The sequence below is a fragment of the Aeromonas sp. A600620 genome, assembly GCF_029479985.1.
GTDB classification, from domain to species: Bacteria; Pseudomonadota; Gammaproteobacteria; order Enterobacterales; family Aeromonadaceae; genus Aeromonas; species Aeromonas veronii_A.
This window is the reverse complement of sequence record NZ_JAAKXB010000006.1, coordinates 123,448-143,006: the sequence shown is the minus strand read 5'-3', so window position 1 is coordinate 143,006 and position 19,559 is coordinate 123,448. Positions and strand designations below refer to the sequence as shown.

The 19,559-nt window shown below is 59.5% G+C and carries 19 protein-coding genes; 1 reads left to right on the top strand and 18 read right to left on the bottom strand.

Annotated elements, in window-relative coordinates; genetic code table 11:
• Positions 1–11: 11 nt before the first annotated feature.
• The 18 genes from G5533_RS09970 to G5533_RS09885 form a co-directional block, all read right to left on the bottom strand.
• Entirely contained in the window at positions 12–1,052 is a 1,041-nt protein-coding gene (locus tag G5533_RS09970) for a rod shape-determining protein (RefSeq protein ID WP_005340051.1), read from the bottom strand.
• Positions 1,053–1,256: 204 nt separating this feature from the next.
• Positions 1,257–4,913: a DUF6701 domain-containing protein gene (locus G5533_RS09965; RefSeq protein WP_441254744.1), complete on the bottom strand. Its 3,657-nt coding sequence runs from the start codon at positions 4,911–4,913 to the stop codon at positions 1,257–1,259.
• Positions 4,910–5,383 (bottom strand): MSHA biogenesis protein MshP, encoded by a 474-nt coding sequence (locus tag G5533_RS09960; protein ID WP_421249449.1) that lies wholly within the window; start codon positions 5,381–5,383, stop codon positions 4,910–4,912. The genes G5533_RS09965 and G5533_RS09960 overlap by 4 nt, the downstream gene beginning before the upstream one ends.
• Positions 5,373–6,302 carry a PilW family protein gene (locus G5533_RS09955; RefSeq protein WP_441254743.1) on the bottom strand — a complete coding sequence of 310 codons (930 nt, stop codon included), beginning with the start codon at positions 6,300–6,302 and terminating at the stop codon, positions 5,373–5,375. Before G5533_RS09955 ends, G5533_RS09960 begins: the two co-directional genes overlap by 11 nt.
• Entirely contained in the window at positions 6,302–6,862 is a 561-nt protein-coding gene (locus G5533_RS09950) for a prepilin-type N-terminal cleavage/methylation domain-containing protein (RefSeq protein WP_106844145.1), read from the bottom strand. The genes G5533_RS09955 and G5533_RS09950 overlap by 1 nt, the downstream gene beginning before the upstream one ends.
• Positions 6,849–7,337 (bottom strand): type II secretion system protein, encoded by a 489-nt coding sequence (locus G5533_RS09945; protein WP_421249446.1) that lies wholly within the window; start codon positions 7,335–7,337, stop codon positions 6,849–6,851. Before G5533_RS09945 ends, G5533_RS09950 begins: the two co-directional genes overlap by 14 nt.
• A 58-nt stretch (positions 7,338–7,395) precedes the next feature.
• Positions 7,396–7,827, bottom strand: a complete 432-nt coding sequence (locus G5533_RS09940) for a prepilin-type N-terminal cleavage/methylation domain-containing protein (RefSeq protein WP_319920144.1) — start codon at positions 7,825–7,827, stop codon at positions 7,396–7,398.
• 14 nt (positions 7,828–7,841) lie between these two features.
• Entirely contained in the window at positions 7,842–8,513 is a 672-nt protein-coding gene (locus G5533_RS09935) for a prepilin-type N-terminal cleavage/methylation domain-containing protein (protein WP_106844142.1), read from the bottom strand.
• Positions 8,514–8,590: 77 nt separating this feature from the next.
• Complete coding sequence (locus G5533_RS09930) at positions 8,591–9,052, bottom strand: hypothetical protein (RefSeq protein ID WP_216979622.1); 462 nt, start codon at positions 9,050–9,052, stop codon at positions 8,591–8,593.
• Positions 9,053–9,197: 145 nt separating this feature from the next.
• Positions 9,198–10,418 carry a type II secretion system F family protein gene (locus tag G5533_RS09925; protein ID WP_005340027.1) on the bottom strand — a complete coding sequence of 407 codons (1,221 nt, stop codon included), beginning with the start codon at positions 10,416–10,418 and terminating at the stop codon, positions 9,198–9,200.
• Positions 10,419–10,421: 3 nt separating this feature from the next.
• The gene (gene mshE, locus G5533_RS09920; RefSeq protein WP_106844139.1) at positions 10,422–12,131 is read right to left on the bottom strand and encodes an MSHA fimbrial ATPase MshE; all 1,710 of its coding nucleotides are present in this window, start codon (positions 12,129–12,131) and stop codon (positions 10,422–10,424) included.
• Between the two features lie 73 nt (positions 12,132–12,204).
• Complete coding sequence (locus G5533_RS09915) at positions 12,205–13,287, bottom strand: tetratricopeptide repeat protein (RefSeq protein ID WP_441254742.1); 1,083 nt, start codon at positions 13,285–13,287, stop codon at positions 12,205–12,207.
• The gene (locus G5533_RS09910; protein ID WP_216952746.1) at positions 13,284–14,180 is read right to left on the bottom strand and encodes an ExeA family protein; all 897 of its coding nucleotides are present in this window, start codon (positions 14,178–14,180) and stop codon (positions 13,284–13,286) included. The genes G5533_RS09915 and G5533_RS09910 overlap by 4 nt, the downstream gene beginning before the upstream one ends.
• A gap of 92 nt (positions 14,181–14,272) precedes the next feature.
• On the bottom strand, positions 14,273–15,949 hold the full coding sequence (gene mshL / locus G5533_RS09905) for a pilus (MSHA type) biogenesis protein MshL (RefSeq protein WP_216952745.1): 1,677 nt from the start codon (positions 15,947–15,949) through the stop codon (positions 14,273–14,275).
• Between the two features lie 70 nt (positions 15,950–16,019).
• Positions 16,020–16,349, bottom strand: a complete 330-nt coding sequence (locus tag G5533_RS09900) for a SctD/MshK family protein (RefSeq protein ID WP_106844136.1) — start codon at positions 16,347–16,349, stop codon at positions 16,020–16,022.
• Positions 16,342–16,989: a type 4a pilus biogenesis protein PilO gene (gene pilO, locus G5533_RS09895; RefSeq protein ID WP_266134566.1), complete on the bottom strand. Its 648-nt coding sequence runs from the start codon at positions 16,987–16,989 to the stop codon at positions 16,342–16,344. The genes G5533_RS09900 and pilO overlap by 8 nt, the downstream gene beginning before the upstream one ends.
• The gene (locus G5533_RS09890) at positions 16,989–17,582 is read right to left on the bottom strand and encodes a PilN domain-containing protein (RefSeq protein ID WP_128834786.1); all 594 of its coding nucleotides are present in this window, start codon (positions 17,580–17,582) and stop codon (positions 16,989–16,991) included. The genes pilO and G5533_RS09890 overlap by 1 nt, the downstream gene beginning before the upstream one ends.
• A 100-nt stretch (positions 17,583–17,682) precedes the next feature.
• Complete coding sequence (locus G5533_RS09885; RefSeq protein WP_421205609.1) at positions 17,683–18,546, bottom strand: MSHA biogenesis protein MshI; 864 nt, start codon at positions 18,544–18,546, stop codon at positions 17,683–17,685.
• A gap of 86 nt (positions 18,547–18,632) precedes the next feature.
• Here G5533_RS09885 and G5533_RS09880 point away from each other — a divergent pair, with 86 nt between their 5' ends.
• The gene (locus tag G5533_RS09880) at positions 18,633–19,556 is read left to right on the top strand and encodes a 1-aminocyclopropane-1-carboxylate deaminase/D-cysteine desulfhydrase (protein WP_216952742.1); all 924 of its coding nucleotides are present in this window, start codon (positions 18,633–18,635) and stop codon (positions 19,554–19,556) included.
• Positions 19,557–19,559 lie beyond the last annotated feature (3 nt).

The window sequence follows — 19,559 nt, the reverse complement described above, 5'->3', positions numbered from 1 at the left end:
GGCTTTGGGTCTTATTCGTAGTGGAACAGATCGCCACCGTGCATATCGATCAGCTCCAGCGCCTTGCCGCCGCCACGGGCCACACAGGTGAGGGGATCTTCGGCCACGACGACAGGAATGCCGGTCTCTTCCATCAGCAGACGGTCGATATCTTTCAGCAGAGCGCCACCACCGGTCAGCACCATGCCGCGCTCGGAGATGTCGGAAGCCAGTTCCGGCGGAGACTGCTCCAGCGCCACCATGACGGCGGCCACGATACCGGACAGCGGCTCTTGCAGCGCTTCCAGGATTTCGTTGGAGTTGAGGGTGAAACTGCGCGGTACACCTTCAGCCAGGTTGCGACCACGGACTTCGATCTCGCGCACCTCTTCGCCCGGATAGGCGGAGCCGATCTCGTGCTTGATACGCTCGGCAGTCGCTTCACCGATCAGGCTGCCGTAGTTGCGACGGACGTAGCTGATGATCGCTTCGTCAAACTTGTCGCCACCGATACGGACTGACTGGGAGTAGACCACACCGTTCAGGGAGATGATGGCCACTTCAGTGGTACCACCACCGATATCAACCACCATGGAACCGGTCGCTTCGGATACCGGCAGGCCGGCACCGATGGCAGCAGCCATAGGCTCATCGATCAGGTAGACCTCGCGGGCACCGGCGCCCAGTGCGGACTCCTTGATGGCGCGACGCTCAACCTGGGTTGAACCGCACGGTACACACACCAGCACACGCGGGCTGGGGCGGAAATAGTTGTTGTCGTGAACCTGCTTGATGAAGTGCTGCAGCATCTTCTCGGTCACGTAGAAATCGGCGATCACGCCATCTTTCATCGGGCGGATTGCGGAAATGTTGCCCGGGGTACGGCCCAGCATCTGCTTGGCGGCATGACCGACAGCAGCGACCGATTTGGCGTTCCCGCGCTCTTGGCGAATGGCGACAACTGAGGGTTCGTTAAGGACGATCCCTTGATCTTTTACATAGATCAGGGTGTTGGCAGTTCCCAAATCGATCGACAGATCGTTGGAAAAGACGCCTCTGAGCTTTTTGAACATGGCTACGGGAAATCCTAAGAATTTGGAGGTGCAGAAAACCGGCTAACTTTACCAATGCCCACCCCAATGGGCAAGCGCTCAAACTGTCGCCAATCAATCAGGCGCGACAAAAATGCGAGTCATCACTCACTCGCACACGCTTGCAAACACTAATAAACAAGGATTTAGGGGGATGCTGTTGAGCCAACCCCCCTTACACATCAATTACTGCAATACTTCGCGCCGATAAATAATTCTGTCATTACCCCGGCTGGAGCCGAAAATGGCCTCACCTTGCAGGTTGCCGTCATTGGCACTCGTTGGGTCAGACAACCAGAGTGGCGATGATGGCTGTTTTGCCAATTCGACCTTGTAGGGGATGCGCACCGAGATGTCCGGCTTGGCAAAGTGGAACAGGATCTCCCCGTCTTTCGCCAGTGCAGCATCCCCACCCGGTGCCGAACTGCCCAATCCCAGCTTGATCTTGCGACCTGCCCCCAGATTCAGCTCGCGAGTCGCCGCATCAAAGGTGTGACTCGGATTGAGGAAAGTGAACCCCTGATTGGCCAAAGAGAACTGGGTACATTGATCTTCCTTGTTTTGCAGCCAGTTGCCCCCTTCGTAATATTGCATCTGCAGTGGAATGGCCAGCGGTGCCGAGGCCAGACCCGCCGCCGTGCCCGCCTGCAGGCGGCCAAAATAGGCTTTCATAGGCACACTGTCTATCTGACGGGCATTACAGCCGCTGCCACTGCAGTTACCTACCACGGCATCATTGAAATTCGGGCTGGCAATCAGCGTTCTGTCGCCATCGTTATCCCTCATATACAGACCAAACAACAAAGAGTTGTAGGGACCATCCGGTTGCGTGCCAGAGAGGCGCACAAACTCGCTGCTACCGGTAGTCAAGGCCGCACGGCCATCGAGCCATGGCAGCGGCTGCAGACTGCGCAAGCGGCTCGACAGGGATTTACCATCCTTATCATTGGCAACCGAGAGATAGGCTTCGCCCTTGGCAAAGGGCCCCGTATAGTTTCGGGTCTGTACGCCCATCGTATTACGAGCCAGCACATCCAGCATGACGCCAAAGGGCTGCCCCATATAGGAGAACGCATTGCAGGCTGGCACTATGTCGCCGCTCACCAGATTGAAGTCGGCAGGAATAAAACGCCCCACCGGCTGGCTCTGGGTTGATGGGATGGTGTAATTGAAGTAGCCATTGACTGGCGGCGTCGCCGTCATCCGGAATACTCCCACCTCGCTCACAGTCTGGCTAAGGCTATTGACACTGTTGGTCGCTGCCACGTGGTTGTAAGTAGAAGTACCCAATACGGCATTGGAGCCGGGGCTTGGTGCCACCAAGGTGCTACCCAAGCCAATGCCACTCAGCACAAAGTTGGGCGTAGTCTGATTCCCTACGCAGATATCCCCATCATTGGCGGATTCCCAGGCCATCGCCTTGATATCTACCTGGAACGTTTCCCCCGCTTTTTTGAATACCGGACAGCTGCTGTCACCTGCCGCGCAGACCCCTTGCGGGGGCGTGATGCACAGACCGACCGGGCGAGCCACAAACTGATCCGCGCCTAGCATCACCAGACCGGCTTCACTGCCAGTACCATCATAACGAGCATCCAGTTGCACCTTGCCCGCATCCGGGTACTTAACCGTTATGCTCGACTGCCCCTGCGCATCGAATACGAGGGAGAGCGGCGTTGCAGCCCCCTGACTGGCACCAATCGTACTGCTGTTGACGCTCATCTGGCTGTTATAGGGGTTACTGGTGGGGGTGATATAGCTGCTCCAGAACTTGACGCTCTTGCTCTGGCTGGCAAACCCCGGCACACACTGCTTGGTCACATCGCTCTTTTTGACCGCCTTGATGGTCACCGTCTGCGGCTGGTTCGAGTAGGTGTCGGGCACGTCGAAGATAAATCCGCTGTCGGCAAAGGTGAGCGTACAGGCAGCCGCACTCTTGGCGCCACCGCCAACCCGGCACAGGGTGGTACTCAACGGTTTGGTCGAGGGCGTCGAGCCGCTGACCCCGACGGTCACCGTACCGGCGGTATTCTGTCGCAGCGCCAGCGTGGTGGTTCCTCCGCTGAAGCTCACTTGATTGCCTCCCACCCAACCACCGCTGCTACTCGTTGCGGGTTGCAGGGTGGCAGTCACGGGTTCGGTCACCAACAGGCTGCAGTCGGCATTGGCACAGGCCCGAATGGTCAGGGTTTCAGGGTTGCAGGTCAGCGCATTGCCGCTGTGATCGAATTCGAAATGATCGATCTGGGTGCCCACTGGACTGGAACGCAGCGCACAGATCCGCACGTTATCGATCTCGTGGAAGTTGGTCACCGACCCGGTGGACCCAGTCAATGACAGCAGGAAGTTGCCCGGTACTGTCGCTTGGCCGGTCTGGCTCGTCATGTTGATTGGACCAACGAGCGTACGAAACCCGTCACCGCTATCCCGTTCGACGGTGGCCACCGAGTTGCCCGCCGTGCGAGAGTCGACCGTAATGCGATAGCGGTGGGGGCGATTGCTGTTGGTACCGCTGTCGACGGTCGGGTTGAGATTGCTGGCGGTTCCGGCCAGGTAGCGGTAACCGGAGGTACCGGAGCCGGATCCGCGAATAGAGACGGCCTGCGGTCGGGAGCCGATATTATAAGACCCCCCCTCATTGGCGTAGTTGCCGTATTCGTCGATCCCGACACCAAGCCAGCCGCCCGCAAAACCACTGATCCCGGTCTTGAAACCGTATCCCAGGGGGCCACCAAATGCACCAGGTTGTGGCGTCAGGGTGGCATCCGAGAGCACCACCGCCATGCCATCCGCCCCGCTTGTGCCGGAAGTCTTGTAGGCGTATTGATCGAACTCGACCGTCACCAGGTTACCTGCACCGGGGAAGAGGCGCTGGAAAGTGGCCGACGTGGCCTGGTTGGTGACGTTCTGGGTGAGACGCAGGCGACCATTCTGCACCGATGGCAATGTGCTGTTGTTGCGCTGAGCCACGACCCAACTGTCGGGGTTGATCTGGCTGCTTTCGAAACCGTCGACAAAACAGGTCAGCATCGGCGGAAGTACCGCTTCATTGATGCTGGACTGGGCATCCATGGCCAGATAGCGGGCCGTCACCCTGCCATAGACGGTGGCATTATTGTTCATGGTGAGCTTCCCATCGGCATAGAGATAACCATAAAACGTGGTGCGGTTGTCGATCACCATGTCGTTATAGTTAACCCAGATGAGACTGCCCTGATTATTGGCATTGATATTGACCGTATTGACCAGCTTGACATCCTGATTGACGAAAATCCGGGTGGTGCCACTGCCTGAGAGACGGATGGTACCGCTGTCCAGAATCAGCTTGTCGATGAAGTAATCCCCCTCCCCCAGCACCAGGATCGCGTTGTTGCGCACTGTCAGCGTCTTGATCAGGTAGGTGCTGCGGCTGGGGAACGTCATAGTGCAGTTTTCTACCGTCATCGCACCATAAGAGGTACTGGAAGCCGTTTGCGCACCGAACGAACAGAGCTGGGTCGAATTGGAGGTGATGGCGGGAAAAGCATTATTCCCGCTCAGGGACAGCCCGCGGATATCTTTGCCAGTAACGCTACAAACCATGTAGCCGCCAGTACCATCATCGCAGCGCGGCGTATTGTTCTGATCCGGCTGGATGGAGCAGAAGTTGAGAGGCAAACCGCCGGAACCGTTGATCTTGGCGTTGTTGAGTTGGCTAAGCTGGTAGCCGCTAATCTGATGGCAAACGTTATTGTTGTTGCCATGATGCCCTTGCACCACATCCGGAAAGAGCGTGCCTGTGTCGATAGGGTCGAAGGCCCAGACATGGCCAGTAAAGAGGGCAAGCGCCCATACCCATTTCATTGTCCGCCTCCGTCATACGCTTCAAGCATCAGAGTTCTGCTCACGGCAAAATCGGGACTCGCACTATCCAGTTCAGAGGAACCACAGGTTCCGACACTCTCGAGACGATAGCCATTAGTCACGGCACCGTTATAGGTCACCGGAACCTGAGTGCAACGCACAGCAACTTGGCACTGCACCAGACCGGTAACGCCGGTGAACGAGGGGGTCGGGCTGATCCAGTCACAACGATCCTGGGGAGATGGCGCAGCAGGCCGGTTCGGAAACAGCTGATACAGAGCAATCTCCAGCCCGCTCTGGGCGGCCAGCAGAGCCCGCACGCTGCGCACCTCCACGGTATTTTTCTCGCCGCTATCGACCAGAAAACGGCCCATTGCAGCCGCCAGCAGCGCCATCACCACAATCACAAACAGGGCGATCATCAAGGCACTGCCTCGCATCCGTCCGAAAGCCTGTGGATCAGGGCACATTGAACACCTCTATCTTGTGGTTGAAGGTGACCGACTCCCCCTTGCGTTCGAACAAGAACCGCATGCCAAACTCCCCTTCCGCGTTGAATGCCGATGTTTCCCGATAGAAACCGCCAGCGCGGAGCGACTCTGCCATCAGCACGCCTTGCGCAGGTAAAGGAGCACCGATTGCGGCACTGGCACGAGTGAGGGTGCCCCCATCAACGCAATAACGTACCTGTTGATTGGCAAAGTAGACACGGCTACCGGGAGAGAGGCCAGCCAGACTCTCGCTATTGGTATAGCGGATCGTTTGTGCGCCGGAGACGGGCGCCAGCACATCAGCAACCCTGGCCACACAGCGGCCATATTCACAATTGCTCAGCAGCGACCCTGCACTTGGGTCAGGTACCGGGAAAACGATCATCCAGTCACCTTTGCCGACGGCTAACGGATCTGCACTCGACGGGCTGGCAGCAGAAGCCGGGGTCGCCATCACCAGCTCAAGGGTGGCCGTGCTCCCCGACATGGCACGGTTAAGCGCCAGATAGCGGCTGGAGGTGCTGATAGGCCAGAACCGCAGGCAAGCCCCCGAGTCAACCCAGGTACCATCAAGCGTCTCGATCCGCTCCGATCCTGGCACCGCATCGCGCAGTTCGCGGTTAAGCCGCTCCATGGCGAAACGGGCATCGCTCATCAACTGTTCACGACTGCTGGCATCACCATAGATCTGGCTGCCGATGCCGATAAACTGGCTGGTAAATGTCGCCATGATGCCCAGCAGCAGGATCACCATCACCAGCTCGACCAGGGTAAAGCCACTGTTACCCCCAGGTTTACGGTAAGCTCGACTAGCCGCCAGACATAATCGGAAGCCGGAAGTGGTTACAGGAGCGGACTTTCGGACAGGCAGGCAACCCCCGACAGCGGAACGATTCATCAGTAGTTCCCCCGGTAGAAGGAGAAGTCGAGTACGCTCTCATCCGGCAGCTTGATCTGCAGATCAATCCGCTTGCCCACAGAACAGGGTGCGGTACAACTCTTGAAGGTGCCATCGCTAAAATCGACGGCGCTGACCGCAATCCTGACCTGATAGTTGCGATACTCCTCGCCGCTGATCCCCGCCGCCGTCTGGGTAAACCAGCTGGCATCCCGCCAGTTTCCCGCAGTATCGAAGTCATCCACATCGTTATAGGCGTAGGGAGCCGGCTCACCATCGGGGCCATAACTGCCGGAGCAGGGAGCTATGTTCACCCCCGCCACCTGCTCGCCACAACGATAACGGCCACCATTATGATCCGAATGTTCATCAAACGACTTTTGCAGGATCTCGCCGGAGAGGCGCTGGGCCAGCTGGGCGGCGCGTACCTGCTGCACCGGGTCTACCGCCTGCGGCGCCTGATTGATGAGTAACCCCAATATGCCGGTCAAGGCCACCGCCAGCAGCACTATGCCAACGATCAGCTCAATCAGGGTAAAGCCGCGCTTAAGGGATCTCATGGATATACCCCTCAGACTCAATCTGGATGCGGCTGGTTTCGCGACCATCACTCACCAGCAAGGTACAACCGTTGGCACAGTTGCCTAGCGGTCTGCCCATCTGATCGAAGCGGAGTACGAAGCTTCTGTTGCTGTTCAGGGAAAGCGTGATTCCGTCAGAGGCGGTCACCAGCCGACCACGGGTGCGCAGGTTATCGGTCCAACCACTGCCCAGATCATCGCTGGCGGGACACGCCGCATAAGTACGGTGGGCAAAACGGGGAGAGGCGACCACCAGCAGGGTACAGCGGTTGGCAGGCTCATGCATATTGACGGTCTGTACCAACCGTAGACGGGTCAGCAGTTCATCACGCACAGTTTGAGTTTCAACGCCGCCTTTGCCCAGCCATTTGGGCACGACAAAGGCGGCGAGAATCCCGAGTAACAGGATCACCACAACCAGTTCAATCAGGGTAAAGCCCTTGGTTGCAGGCATGGTTTTTCTCATAGGGGGAAAGAAGAAAGCGAGGCCAAAGCCTCGCTTGATAATTCAATCAGTTGCTACAACCTGTCACATCAACACTGAATGCAGCGGCTGAAGTGGCCTCATTGTATTTAACTTGGCAATTAGCGTTATTGCCAGCCGCCTTGGGCTTGAAGGTCCCTTTGGATGCAGATACTTCATCCCACCCATCTAAAGTAACGGCGTTTGCAATGGTACCTACTGTCGGATAGCCATACTTGGCATCGACGGTAGTGCCAGCAACAGAGACTGCCGCAGAAGAGTTTTCAATACCTTGGATAGCCGCCTTACTGTAAATCATCTGAGCCGCACTCTGTAGTGATGCTTTGACCCCATCAGCAGCTGCTTTACGCGCATCATCCTGCAGATTCAGGAACTTGGGTGCAGCGGTGACCGCCAGAATACCCAGAATAATGATCACGATAACCAGTTCGATCAGGGTAAAACCCGCCTGTTTTTTCATTTCACTTTCCTCTGTCAATTGATGTTGGTAGTCACCTGACCGGACGCCGGACGGTAACTGAAACTCATGAATGCATCAGTACTGCCTTGCGGATCCTGATACTTGCCATCGCTGCCCTTACTCAAACTATTGACCAGATAGTAACGACAGACCGAATCCAGTCCATTACTGCTCACAGTGGCATAGTATTTCAGGTCATTGCCGCTACCGCGTACTTCATTGAAGTTGGCCGTAGCCTTGGGCGGGTTTTGCAGCAACCCCTCCCAAATCTTGAGACAACGCTCTGCGCTCAGATTGGCCGGATCCACATCCGGATTGCCGCTGGCCGCAGTATCCATGGGATAGCCGGGAGACAACTCGCCGTTGCTGATCTGGGCATCGGTCGGCGTGGTCAGATAGAAGCGGCTGCCGTCATAGAGCACGGTATTGAGGCTATCCTGTTTGGCGCGCCCTTCCGCTTCCCACTGGGCCCGCACTAGCGACACTCCTGTTGCAAAACCACCCGAGACGCCCTCGACGCTGGCCTTTTTCGCCTCGTCGGTTACATCCAGAAAACGGGGCAACGCTGTTACCGCCAGGATCCCCAGGATCACGATAACGATCACCAGCTCAATCAGGGAGAAGCCGGCGGTCACTCTTGTCATCCCGTTATTTGGCATTGATGGTGCCATTGGTTTCATTTTCATGCTCCCTTGGTAATGGCCGATATTATTTCATGCAGACCTAAAAAAATCATGTAGTTGGGTCATATGATTAGCCTCATTCAAGGCTTTTTAATCACTCGCCCGTCGGAAAACAGATAAACCAGCCAATAACCATCCCACCCCATCTCGCACCCGCTGCCATCGGGGCGGGCCAGAAACTGCAAGGGTGGCATGCCCCCCTCCGTCTCTCCCACCAACGCCAGCCACAACTGACGACAATTTTCTGATGGTGATTGCAGGGGCAACAGTCCGAGTGGCCAGCCACGCTCATCAAATTGCCAACCATGACCCGCGCTATGCAGGGTGTCGGGGCGCCGCTCATTCAGCCAGATCCCGTGCAAACGCTGTGCCCGCTCCGCAAATTGCTCCCCCAGCAGGGTGAGCGAAAGCTGTTGCGCCTCCTCCCGGTTGATCTGATAGCTGCGCACCAGGGTCGTGACGATCACCATCAACAGCATTATCACGGCGATCCGCCGATATCCGGCCAGCCAGCGATCATCCTGTTGTGTCTGTCTGTTCATCCACTCCTCGACTCCCTCGCCCTATTGCCTCTTACGACGCTCATCATGCCCAGCCACTCAGGTGTGAAGATGCCGAGTTACTTGCTACGAACCACTCACATCCCGCTCGCATCATGTCCCACCATTCTGGCGTGAAGATACGGGGTTACTTGCCTCTTACGGCCCTCATCATGTCCCACATAGGCGTGAAGATACCCAGCGCCAGGATCAACACCATTACTGCCACGATCCCGATCAGGATCGGCTCGATGCGAGCGGTGAGACTCTTGAGGTCATAATCCACCTCGCGCTCGTAATACTCGGCCGCTTCGTGCAGCAGGTCATCGACCTGACCGGTCTCCTCACCCACGGCGATCATCTGCATCACCAGCGGGGTGAACAGGCCGCTGCTGCTGGCGGTGCGAAGCAGGCTCTCGCCCCGCTCGATACCGGCGCGCATATCCCGTACCCGCCCCGCCATATAGGCGTTATCCACCGCATCGGCCACCAGGGTCAGCGCGGTGTTCAGCGGCACCCCTGCCTTGAGCATCATGGAAAAACTGCGGGCAAAACGGGCCAGCAGGGAGCGCTCTATGATGGTGCCGACGATCGGCAACTTGAGCTGCCAGCGGTGCCAGGTCAGCTTGCCCTTGGTGGTGGCGACCCAGCGGCGCCAACCGAACACCATCCCCGCCAGAATAGCGAGCAGCAGCCACCAGTAGTTGACAAAAAAGTGCGAGGTGGCGAGCAGAATGCGGGTCGCCAGCGGCAACTCCACCCCGAATTTGGCGAACATGCCGGCAAACACCGGGATCACCATGATATTGAGGATCACCATGGCGATACCGATGGCGATCATCACGAAGCTGGGGTAGCGCATCGCGGTCTTGATCCGCTTGCGAGTCTCCAGCTCCAGCTCGAAATAGTTGGCGAGCTGCAAAAAGGACTCTTCCAGCTGACCTGTGTTCTCACCCACATGGATGATGGCGACGAACAGGCTGCTGAATACCTTGGGGTGCGCCTGCATCGAGCTGGAGAGCGGGCGACCGTTGCCAAGATCTTCCCCCAGCGAGTGAAGCGCCCGCTTGAGCGGCTTGCTGTGGGTACTCTCCTCCAACCCGGCGATGGCACGCAGGATCGGGATCCCGGCCCGGGTCAGGGCATACATCTGGCGGCTGAAGATCACCAGCTCATCCAGCTTGACGCCCCCTTCCAGCAACAGTGACCAGTCGATGGCGGCGGACTTGGCCTTGCCCGGTTTGAGCTCGGTGGGCATCACACCACGGCGCATCAGCTGCTCGGCGGCCGCCATCTCGTTGGCCGCTTCGACCACGCCACTGGTGGCGTTGCCCTGGCTGTCACGCCCCTTGTAAGCAAAGTTAGCCATCGCTTACCCCAAATCCTCGGCCAGTCGCAACACCTCATCCACCGAGGTGATCCCCTGACGGGCATAATCGAGGGCAGTGAGGGCCAGCGGCCGGTAGTGTTCGTGTTGACGGGCCGCCTTGGCGAACCCTTCCGCATCGTTGCGGCGCAGGGCATCCATCATCGGCTGATCCAGCTCCAGTAGCTCGTAGACCCCGATCCGGCCGGAATAACCGGTAAAGTTGCAGCTCTGGCAACCCCGGCCCTTGTGATAGGTATGCTGGCCAGGCGCCTCGCCGGAGAGCACGGTGAGCCAGGTGGCCTGCCCTTCGTCGGGCGCCTTCTCCTCGACGCAGTGCTCACATACCCGCCGCACCAGCCGCTGGGCGACCACAGCCCGCAGGGCACTCGCCACCAGATAGCCGGGCGCCCCCATGTCGATAAGGCGCAAGGCACTGGTCACCGCATCGTTGGTGTGCAGGGTGGTCAGCACCAGGTGACCGGTGATGGCGCCACGCAGGCCGATCTCCACCGTCTCGTTGTCACGCATCTCACCCACCAGCAGGATGTCCGGATCCTGACGCAGGGTAGAACGCAACACGTGGGAAAAGGTGAGACCGATCTTGGGATTGACCTGCACCTGGCTGATACGGGGCAAACGATACTCCACCGGATCTTCGACCGTGATGATCTTGTTGCTGGACTGGTTGAGCTCGGAGAGAGCGCCATAGAGGGTGGTGGTCTTGCCGCTACCGGTGGGGCCGGTCACCAGGATCATGCCGTGCGGGCGTTTGAGCTGACGACGGAAACGGGTCAGGATCTCCGGCGGCATGCCGGTCTCGGTCAGCGACAGGATGCCGGAGGATTGATCCAGCAGACGCATCACCACAGACTCGCCATACTGCACCGGCATGGTGGACATCCGCACATCCACATCACGGCCGCGCACCTTCATATTGAAACGGCCATCCTGCGGCAAGCGCTTCTCGGAGATATCGAGCCCGGCCACCAGCTTGAGACGCAGCACCAGCGCCTGGGCGATGCGCACCTCGTTGAGGATATTCTCGTGGAGGATGCCGTCGATCCGCTGGCGAATGCGCAGCACCTTCTCGTCCGGCTCGATGTGGATATCCGACGCTCCCACCTGCACCGCATCCTCGAACAGGGAGCGCAGCAGCTTGGCCACCGTCGCCTCCCCCTCGTCATTGGCCCCCAGATTACCTGAACCCAACTCGAAGCCGGAGTCCTGATACTCCTCCTGCAGCTGTTCGGCGAAGCTCTCAATCTCGCGGGTGCGGCGATAGAGGCGGTCAAAATAGTCCAGCAACTGCCCTTCCCGCGCGACCGCCAGCACCATCTCCCGCGGGCTCAGCAAGGCAGCGATGGCATCCAGCGCACTCAAGTCCGCCGGATCCGACATGGCTACCGTCACCTTGTCGTCGGTAAGATTGACCGCCAGCGCCCGATAACGGCGCGCCTGCACTTCGGGCAGCAGCGGCACCGCGGCGGCATCGATGGTGAGGTTATTGAGATCGAAGAATGGTACATCCAGCTGGCGAGCGAGGAACTGCAGCAGCTGTACCTCGCTGATAAAGCCGAGGTCAATCAGAGTGGTACCCAGTTTGCGTCCGGTCTGACGCTGCTGCTGCAGGGCAAGCTGCAACTGATCATCAGAGATGATCTGCTCCTGAACCAGCAGGTCGCCGAGGCGCATTTTCAGTCTGGGTTGTGCCATGTTTGCTCCGATATCTGTTACTTCACACCCGTTGCCGCATCCGATGAGGCTTCGCTCATCGAATCTGCGTTTATCAAGGGGTTAGTTGGCCAATTCGTTGTTCCAGCCAGTTGGTCGACGCCTCGCCGAGATTGCCGTGCAGCAGGGCGTTGCGATAGGCATCGAGTGCCCGCTGGCTGTGCCCCTGACCATCCTCGGCGACACCGAGACCAAGCCACCAGCGGCCCTGATCCGGCTGCTGGCGCAGCAGCTTCACATAGAGCGCCGCCGCATCGGCATTTTGACCCAGCTCTTGGGTCAGACCCGCCCAAGTGGCGTAATAGTCCAAGTTGCTGGCAAGATCAGGTTGATAACCGGACAACCAGCCAAGCGCCTGCTGTTGCTGCCCCTCGTTGATGGCAAGACGGGCCAGCAGCAGACGAAAATCGGCCTGTTGGGGATCGAGCCGGATCCCCTCCTCCAGCAGCTGGCGCGCCTCGGTCAGGCGCCCCTCGCCGTAGAGCAACCCCGCCAGTTGCTCGCGCGCCCCCTGGTTATAGGGATCGTGGGCCAGCACCTGATAGTAGTTGTCCTGCGCATCCCGCAGGCTTCCCTTGGCCATGGCGGTCGTCGCCTTGCGCTCCGCCAGTGCCGCCAGCTCCTTGGCCGACAGCTCGACCGTCTCGATCTTCAATACGCTGGGTTTGCGCGGCGCGCTGGCGACAGCCTGCTGCTCTGCCGCCAGTTCGGCGTAGAGCTCGGGCTGCAGCTCTTCATCGGTCGGCTCCGAATCGTCAACATCGCTGGAGGCATCAAAGGGGGCACCATCGGCCATTTCTCCCTCTACCTGCCCGCCAGCGGTATCAGCCACTCTCTCATCCCCACCCGGCAACGGCAGCGCAGCCGCCACCTCGACCGGCTCGGGCGGATTGACTGGCTCGGCGGCCCGTGTCACCACATCGGGGGCCACCACTTCACTGGCGGCGACGACAGGGTGTGTCTGCTGCCAGTAGATCCAGGTGCGCCAACCGAGGATCCCCAATGCCAGACCACAGATCAGGGTCAGCAGCAACATCCACCACCCCTGCTGGCGCGCAGGGGCAATATAGACGGCAGTTCCCTCGGCGCCTTGCTGGCGCCGATCCAGATCTTTCAGCATCTGGTTGATAACGCTCATGGCCAGACTCCATAAGCCAGGGCGCACCCCAGCAACAGTAACAGTAACAGGGGCCACCAGCGCAAGGGCGCAAAGCGGCTGGCATCGTCGGTATCGCGAATGGCGAGCCTCACCAGACGGCTATCGATCCGGCGCCTCCCCTGACCGTAGGCCAGCATCAGGCACTTGTGCGCCAGGATGTTGATAAGTCTCGGGATCCCTCGCGAGGCCCGCCACAGCATCCGCATGGCACGGCCGGCAAACAGTGGTGCCCCGCGGTAGCCGGAGACCTGCAATCTGTGCTCCAGATAGGCGCGGGTCTCGTCAAAGCGCAGCGGGCGCAGGCAGTATGAAAAGCCGATCCGCTGGCGCAGTTGGCGCAGGTGGGGCCTGGCCAGTCTGATATCCAGCTCCGGCTGGCCGAACAGCACAATCTGCAGCAGCTTGCTCGATTCGGTCTCGAGATTGCCAAACAGGCGAATCGCCTCCAGAGTCTCGTCAGGCAGCGCCTGGGCCTCATCGATCAGCACCACCACCCGACTGCCCTGCTGGTGCAGGCTGATCAGGTGACGATGGATGCGATCGGTAAGATCCAGCTCACTCTGCTCCCGCACCGACAACCCCAGTTCCAGCGCCAGCGCTGTGCGCAGCTCGGCCGGGCTGAGGTGGGGATTGGGCAACCAGGCGAGCCGCACCGGGCACTCTTCCGAGCCCAGCTCGCTCAGCAGTTTTCGGCAGAGCAGGGTCTTGCCGGTACCCACCTCGCCGGTCACCTTGATAAATCCCTCCCCTTGCGCCAGCGCCCAGTTAAGCACCTGTTGCGCCTCCTCGTGAGGGGGCAGGCCGTAGTAGAAGCCGGTATTGGGGGTGAGGCCGAACGGCGCCTCCTGCAGGCCGAAGTGGCTCAGGTACATGGGCGCTCACCAGCCAGTACGGGGAACCTGCGACCGCGAGCCTCGGCCCGCAGTACGGCGGAATGGAAAGATGCCAATCGCCAGCTCATGGCTTACCCCTTCGCCGGATACCACTTGTCGAGCAGATCTGCGGAACGCTGCAGCTCGTTTTGCCAGGTATCTTTCTCCACCACGGTCGGTTTGAGCATGATCACCAGCTCCACCTTCTTGGTGCTCTCGCGACGATTGGTAAAGGCTTCGCCCACCCAGGGAATATCTCCCAGCAGCGGCACCTTGCTGACGATCTCCTGCTTGTCGGTCTTCATCAGACCACCGATGACGATAATGTCGCCGTTATTGGCCTGCACCACGGTATCGGACTCGCGGATCGAGCTCTTGGCGAGCGGCAGCTCCAGCGGTTTGGCGGTACCGACGTTGATGGTCTTCTTCTGCTCTTCTGTGTCGATAACGGAAGGGTGGATATGGAGCAGCACCTTGCCCTCTTCATCGATTTGCGGCGTTACGTCCAGCGCAATACCGGAGAAGAAGGGGGTCAGCTCCACATTGGGGGTCACGATAGGTTCGGCCGTGCCGGTCGAGGTCACCGTAGTGGTCGAGGCATTGGTGACGAAATATTCGTCCGTCCCCACCTTGATCACCGCCTTCTGGTTGTTGGTCGCAGTGACCCTCGGGCTGGAGAGGGTATTCACATCGCCCTGGGTCTTGAGCAGGTTGACCGCCACCTCGAAGTTGCCATCAGAGATCGTGAAACCGGCGCCGCCGCCCAGCGCACTGAAGATCTGGTTGGGGGTGGTGGGCAGCTGGGTCTTGGCAAGTGACTGGCCGCCGGTAATACCCTTGCCGCCATCCCAACTGGCGGAGAGACCGCTCCAGTCAACCCCCTGCTCATACCCTTCGTTGAGGGCGACTTCGATGATCCGCGCCTCCAGCACCACCTGGCGCTTGAGGTGACTCTCGGATTGATTGAGGAATTCACGTACCGCCTTGAGCTCCTTCGGATAGGCGCGAATAGTGACCAGACCCGCCTGCGGGCTGGTAATCACGGCGCGACCATCACCCGTGCCAATCAGGGTCTGCAGGGAGTCGCGCAGATCGGTCCAGTAGTCGCTGTTGGTGTCAGTCTCGATCCGGGTACCGTTGCTGTTGTCACCGCTCGAGTTGTTGCTGGAGGAGCTGTTGCTGCCGCTGTTGTTGGACGCGCTGTCGAAACTGCTGTTATTGCTGCCATTGTTGTTGTCATTGGCAGTCACCCCGCCGGTGCTGACCGAGGTGCGGGATAGGCCACGGCGGGACATCATCAGATAGTTGACCGGAATGGTTTCGGTGCGCAGACCCGCCGGATAGATGTGGAAGACATTGCCCTTGCGCTGCACGTCGAAGCCATACATGTCACCTACCACCGCCAGCACCTCCGGCAGGGTCACATCCTTGAGCTCGACCGAGACCAGCCCGGCCACCCCGGGATGAACCGCCACGCTGTAGCGGGAGCCCTTGAACAGGGAACCGAAAAACTCCACCGCCTCCACGTCGTGAGCCGCGATGCGCAGCCGCTTCTCCGGCATGCCGACCGGCATCTGCGGCCGGTTCAGCTGCAGCAATTCACTCTGCACCGATTTGGGCAAGGCGGTCAGCGGGGCAGCCTGCTTCTGCTGTTCGTTCATGGCCTGTTTGAGAGCATCCTTGGCCTGGGTCGGCTCGGGGTGCTGATACGTGGTACAGCCTGCGGCCATCATGGCCATGGTGATCAGACAGAGACGGTGTTTTTTCATGTAATTAGAGCACCCTGACTTGCAATTAAACTCGATAAAGCCGCTCCACCTCTCGAAAGGCAAGCACGACTCAAACCCGGATCTTGCTGGCAAAGAGTGTGACCGCGTGGCGTTTGCCCGCCTTTTCCAGCACCACGGCATCTGCCGTGATGGCCACCAGCGTATAGCCATCCACCTGTTGCCCGACCCGATAACTCTTGCCATTGAGCACCGCCAGCGCCGGGCCATTGCCCAGCACCACACTCTGCAGCTTCGGTAAACCGGTGTTGCTCTCGCCGGTCGCACGGGCGCCAATCGCCACATCCGCCAGCGGTGCGGTGGGATCCTGCAATACCTCGACCTGCTCCGCCTTTACCAGCACGCTGAACAGGCAACAGCACAACGCAAACACTCTAGCCACGGATAAACTCCTTGCTGGTACTCAGGGTGTAGATCTCCATCTCCACCACCGCGCCGGGATAGGATTTGACCCGGTAGTCGAACTGCTTCCAGTAAAAGTGGCGCGGCAAGGCTTCCAGCGCTTTAAGATATTGATAAACATCGAAATAGCCACCTTCAAGCTGAAGCCGGATACCATGTTTGTAGAGATTGACCTTCTGTTCTCCCGCCATCAGCGGGGTCGGCTCCAGCGAACTGAGCGCCAGCATGTGAAGGTTGGCGGAGCGGGAGAGCAGCGCCTCCAGCACCTGCGGCATCTCGTGCGCCGGGATCAGATCGACGGTCTGGGCCTTCAGCTCATCGTCGATCCGGGCCAGATCCGCTTCGACCTGCGCCAGCTGGTCGCGAACGCCCTGATTGGGATCCCGCTTGAGCCGAGCCTGTTTGCCGAGGTTCTCCAGCTCCATGATTTCGAGGTCGCGCTCGGCGGCGCTCAGGGCCATGCGATCCTGCTGCAGGCGGGTATCGGCGCCATCGAGCCAACCGTAGATGCTACCAGCGCCCAGCAGCACCAGACCGGTAAGCAGGATCAACACCCGCTCCCGCTGGCTCAACAGGGCGATACGCTGGCCCCACGCCTGCCATTGTGCTTTCAGGTTCATCAGGGTTTCTCCCGCGCGATGCCGCTCAACTGGAATGTCAGACGACCCTCCTCGTCACGGCCGAGGGTCAGTTCACCAAACTCCTTGCCTACCAGACTCGGGGTCTGCTTGAAGCGGTTGACCCAGGCCGGCACATCCTGACTGCGTCCGGCAAAACCGGAGAGGTTGATCCGCCCTTCGTTGATCTCGATGCGCTGCAACGAGAGGTTGCTGCTGCGAATGCGGGAGAGATCCGCCATCACGCTGGCATAGCCCTGGGATTTTTGCAGAGACAGGCTACCGAGCTGACGCATCAGCCCCTGCTTGGCGGTCAGCTCATCCCGTTTATTGACCAGTTGCTGTTGCAGCCGGGGATCCGCCTGATGGCGCGCCAGCTCGGCATCGAGGCGTCTGGCCTCGCTGCGCTTGAGCTCCAGCTCGGCGGTGCGTTGCGCTAGCGCCCGGCTGACCTGTTGCTGCTGCCAGCTGTAACCGATAGCCGTTAGCAGGATCAGCAACAGCGCAACACCCCATACCAACGCCATCTGATTGAGGCTGGCCCACTGCCGCTTGGGACGAAACTCGGCACCATAGAGGTTTATCTGACGTTTCATCACGCATCCTCCCCGATGGCGGCTGCGTAGGCAGAAAGGTATTCGACGCCAGCCAGCAACATTGTCTTGTTGACCATGGCAGCAAGGGGGAATAACACTCTCATTGATCATCCCCCAATGCGGCAGCATAAGCCGAGAGGTATTCGACGCCGGCCAGCACCGCCTTGTTGGCCATGGCGGAGACGGCAAAGCCGAAGGTCTGCTCCATGTGACGCACCAGGGTACCGATAAAGGGCGAAGCGACGGCAAACTGCATCTGCCCCAGCTCGGGCAATTTGAGCTGGCCCGCCAGATAGTCGAGGGAGCGCTGGATCTCCAGCGCCAGTGAATCGAGCAGCATGGCGTCAGGCTCATGTTCGCCGGTCAGGCTGGTGAAACCGCGCAGCTGGCGGGAGAAGCAGAGCCCCCCCTGATGGAAGACCAGCAGTTGCAGATCCTGCCCCTTGGGCTGCCACAGCAGCATGCGCACAGTGTCATCCGCTTCATAGAGAGAGGTGAGCGCCAGCTCGTCGCTGATGATGGATTGCAGGGTGGCGATGCCGTTGATGGCATCGGCCAGCTGTTGCACCCGGCTCTTGGGCAGGCAGATCACATTGATGCGCGGACGACCGGCAGGCGGGGTGGGCAAGTCCACATAATCCATCGCCAGTTGCAGCACGGGTTCGCTGACATAGTCCTTGATGGCCCAGGGGAGCGCCCCCGCCATCTCGGCGTCAGGCACGGCAGGCTTGTCGATCTGGATCTGTTGATAAAGGCTGGCGGCGAGGGCTACCCGCACTTTAGACTTGGCCAGCCCATAACGGCTGAACAGCTCGTTCATGGCCACAGCCCACTCCTGTGGGCCGTTGATGGTGCGCGTCGCGAAGACGGGGGGATTGCCCACTGCAGCCAGCATGATCCTGTCATTGGCCAACAAGAGCCCGACCTGGCGGCTTGGCGTCGACCGTCTGAACAGTTTTTTCATGTAAGCCCGCCCATCAATAGTGATTAAATGTATGAAATATTAACATAAACAGCAGATTAGCCTCTATATAAAAGACGGACTCACCATTGCAAGCCAGCCTTCCAGCCGAGCCAGAGGGGTCAGCTATCCTGCCCTCCCCCCTGCACCCCCTCCACCACCCGTTGCTAACCCGCTACGGCGTCGAACTCTGGTGCAAGCGGGATGATCTGATCCATCCGACCATCTCCGGCAACAAGTGGCGCAAGCTCAAATACCACCTGCTTCATGCCAGAGAGCACGGCAAACGGCATCTACTCTCGTTTGGCGGCGCCTACTCCAATCACATCCATGCACTGGCAGCAGCAGGGTGCCAATCTGGCCTTCGAACTACCGGTATCATACGGGGCGAATCTGATGCCGTCAGCAATACCACCCTGAGGGATGCCAGACGCTGGGGTATGGATCTCGTTTTCGTCGACCGCCAGAGTTACCGCCGTCGCCAGGATCCCGACTGGCTGGCCCAATTCGATGCACCCGATACCCTGATCGTGCCGGAAGGGGGCAGCAGCCCGCTGGCTATCCCCGGGGTTGCCGAACTGGTCGGCGAGGTACCCTTCTCGCCGGATCTCTGGGTACTGCCCTGTGCCAGCGGCGGCACCCTGGCGGGCCTAATCGCTGGCAAACAGGACCGGGAGCAGATCCTCGCCATTGCGGTACTGAAAGGAGGCGGCTTTATCGCTGACGAGGTGTGTCGCCTCCATCCCGCTGCCGCCAGCATCCCCGGCTGGCGGGTCGCACTCGATCACCACGATGGTGGCTACGCCAAATTCAGCCCGGCCCTCTGGCAGTGGGTTCAAGATTTCAGCGCCGAAACAGGTCTGCCTTTGGAGCCCATCTACAGCGGCAAGGCGATGTGGGGGCTGTTTCGCGAGCTGGCTGCGGGCCGTATCGCCCCCGGCAGCAAGATTGTCTTTATCCATACCGGCGGCATGCAGGGATTGGCCGGACTGCGGGAGCAGGGGCGACTGTGAGCC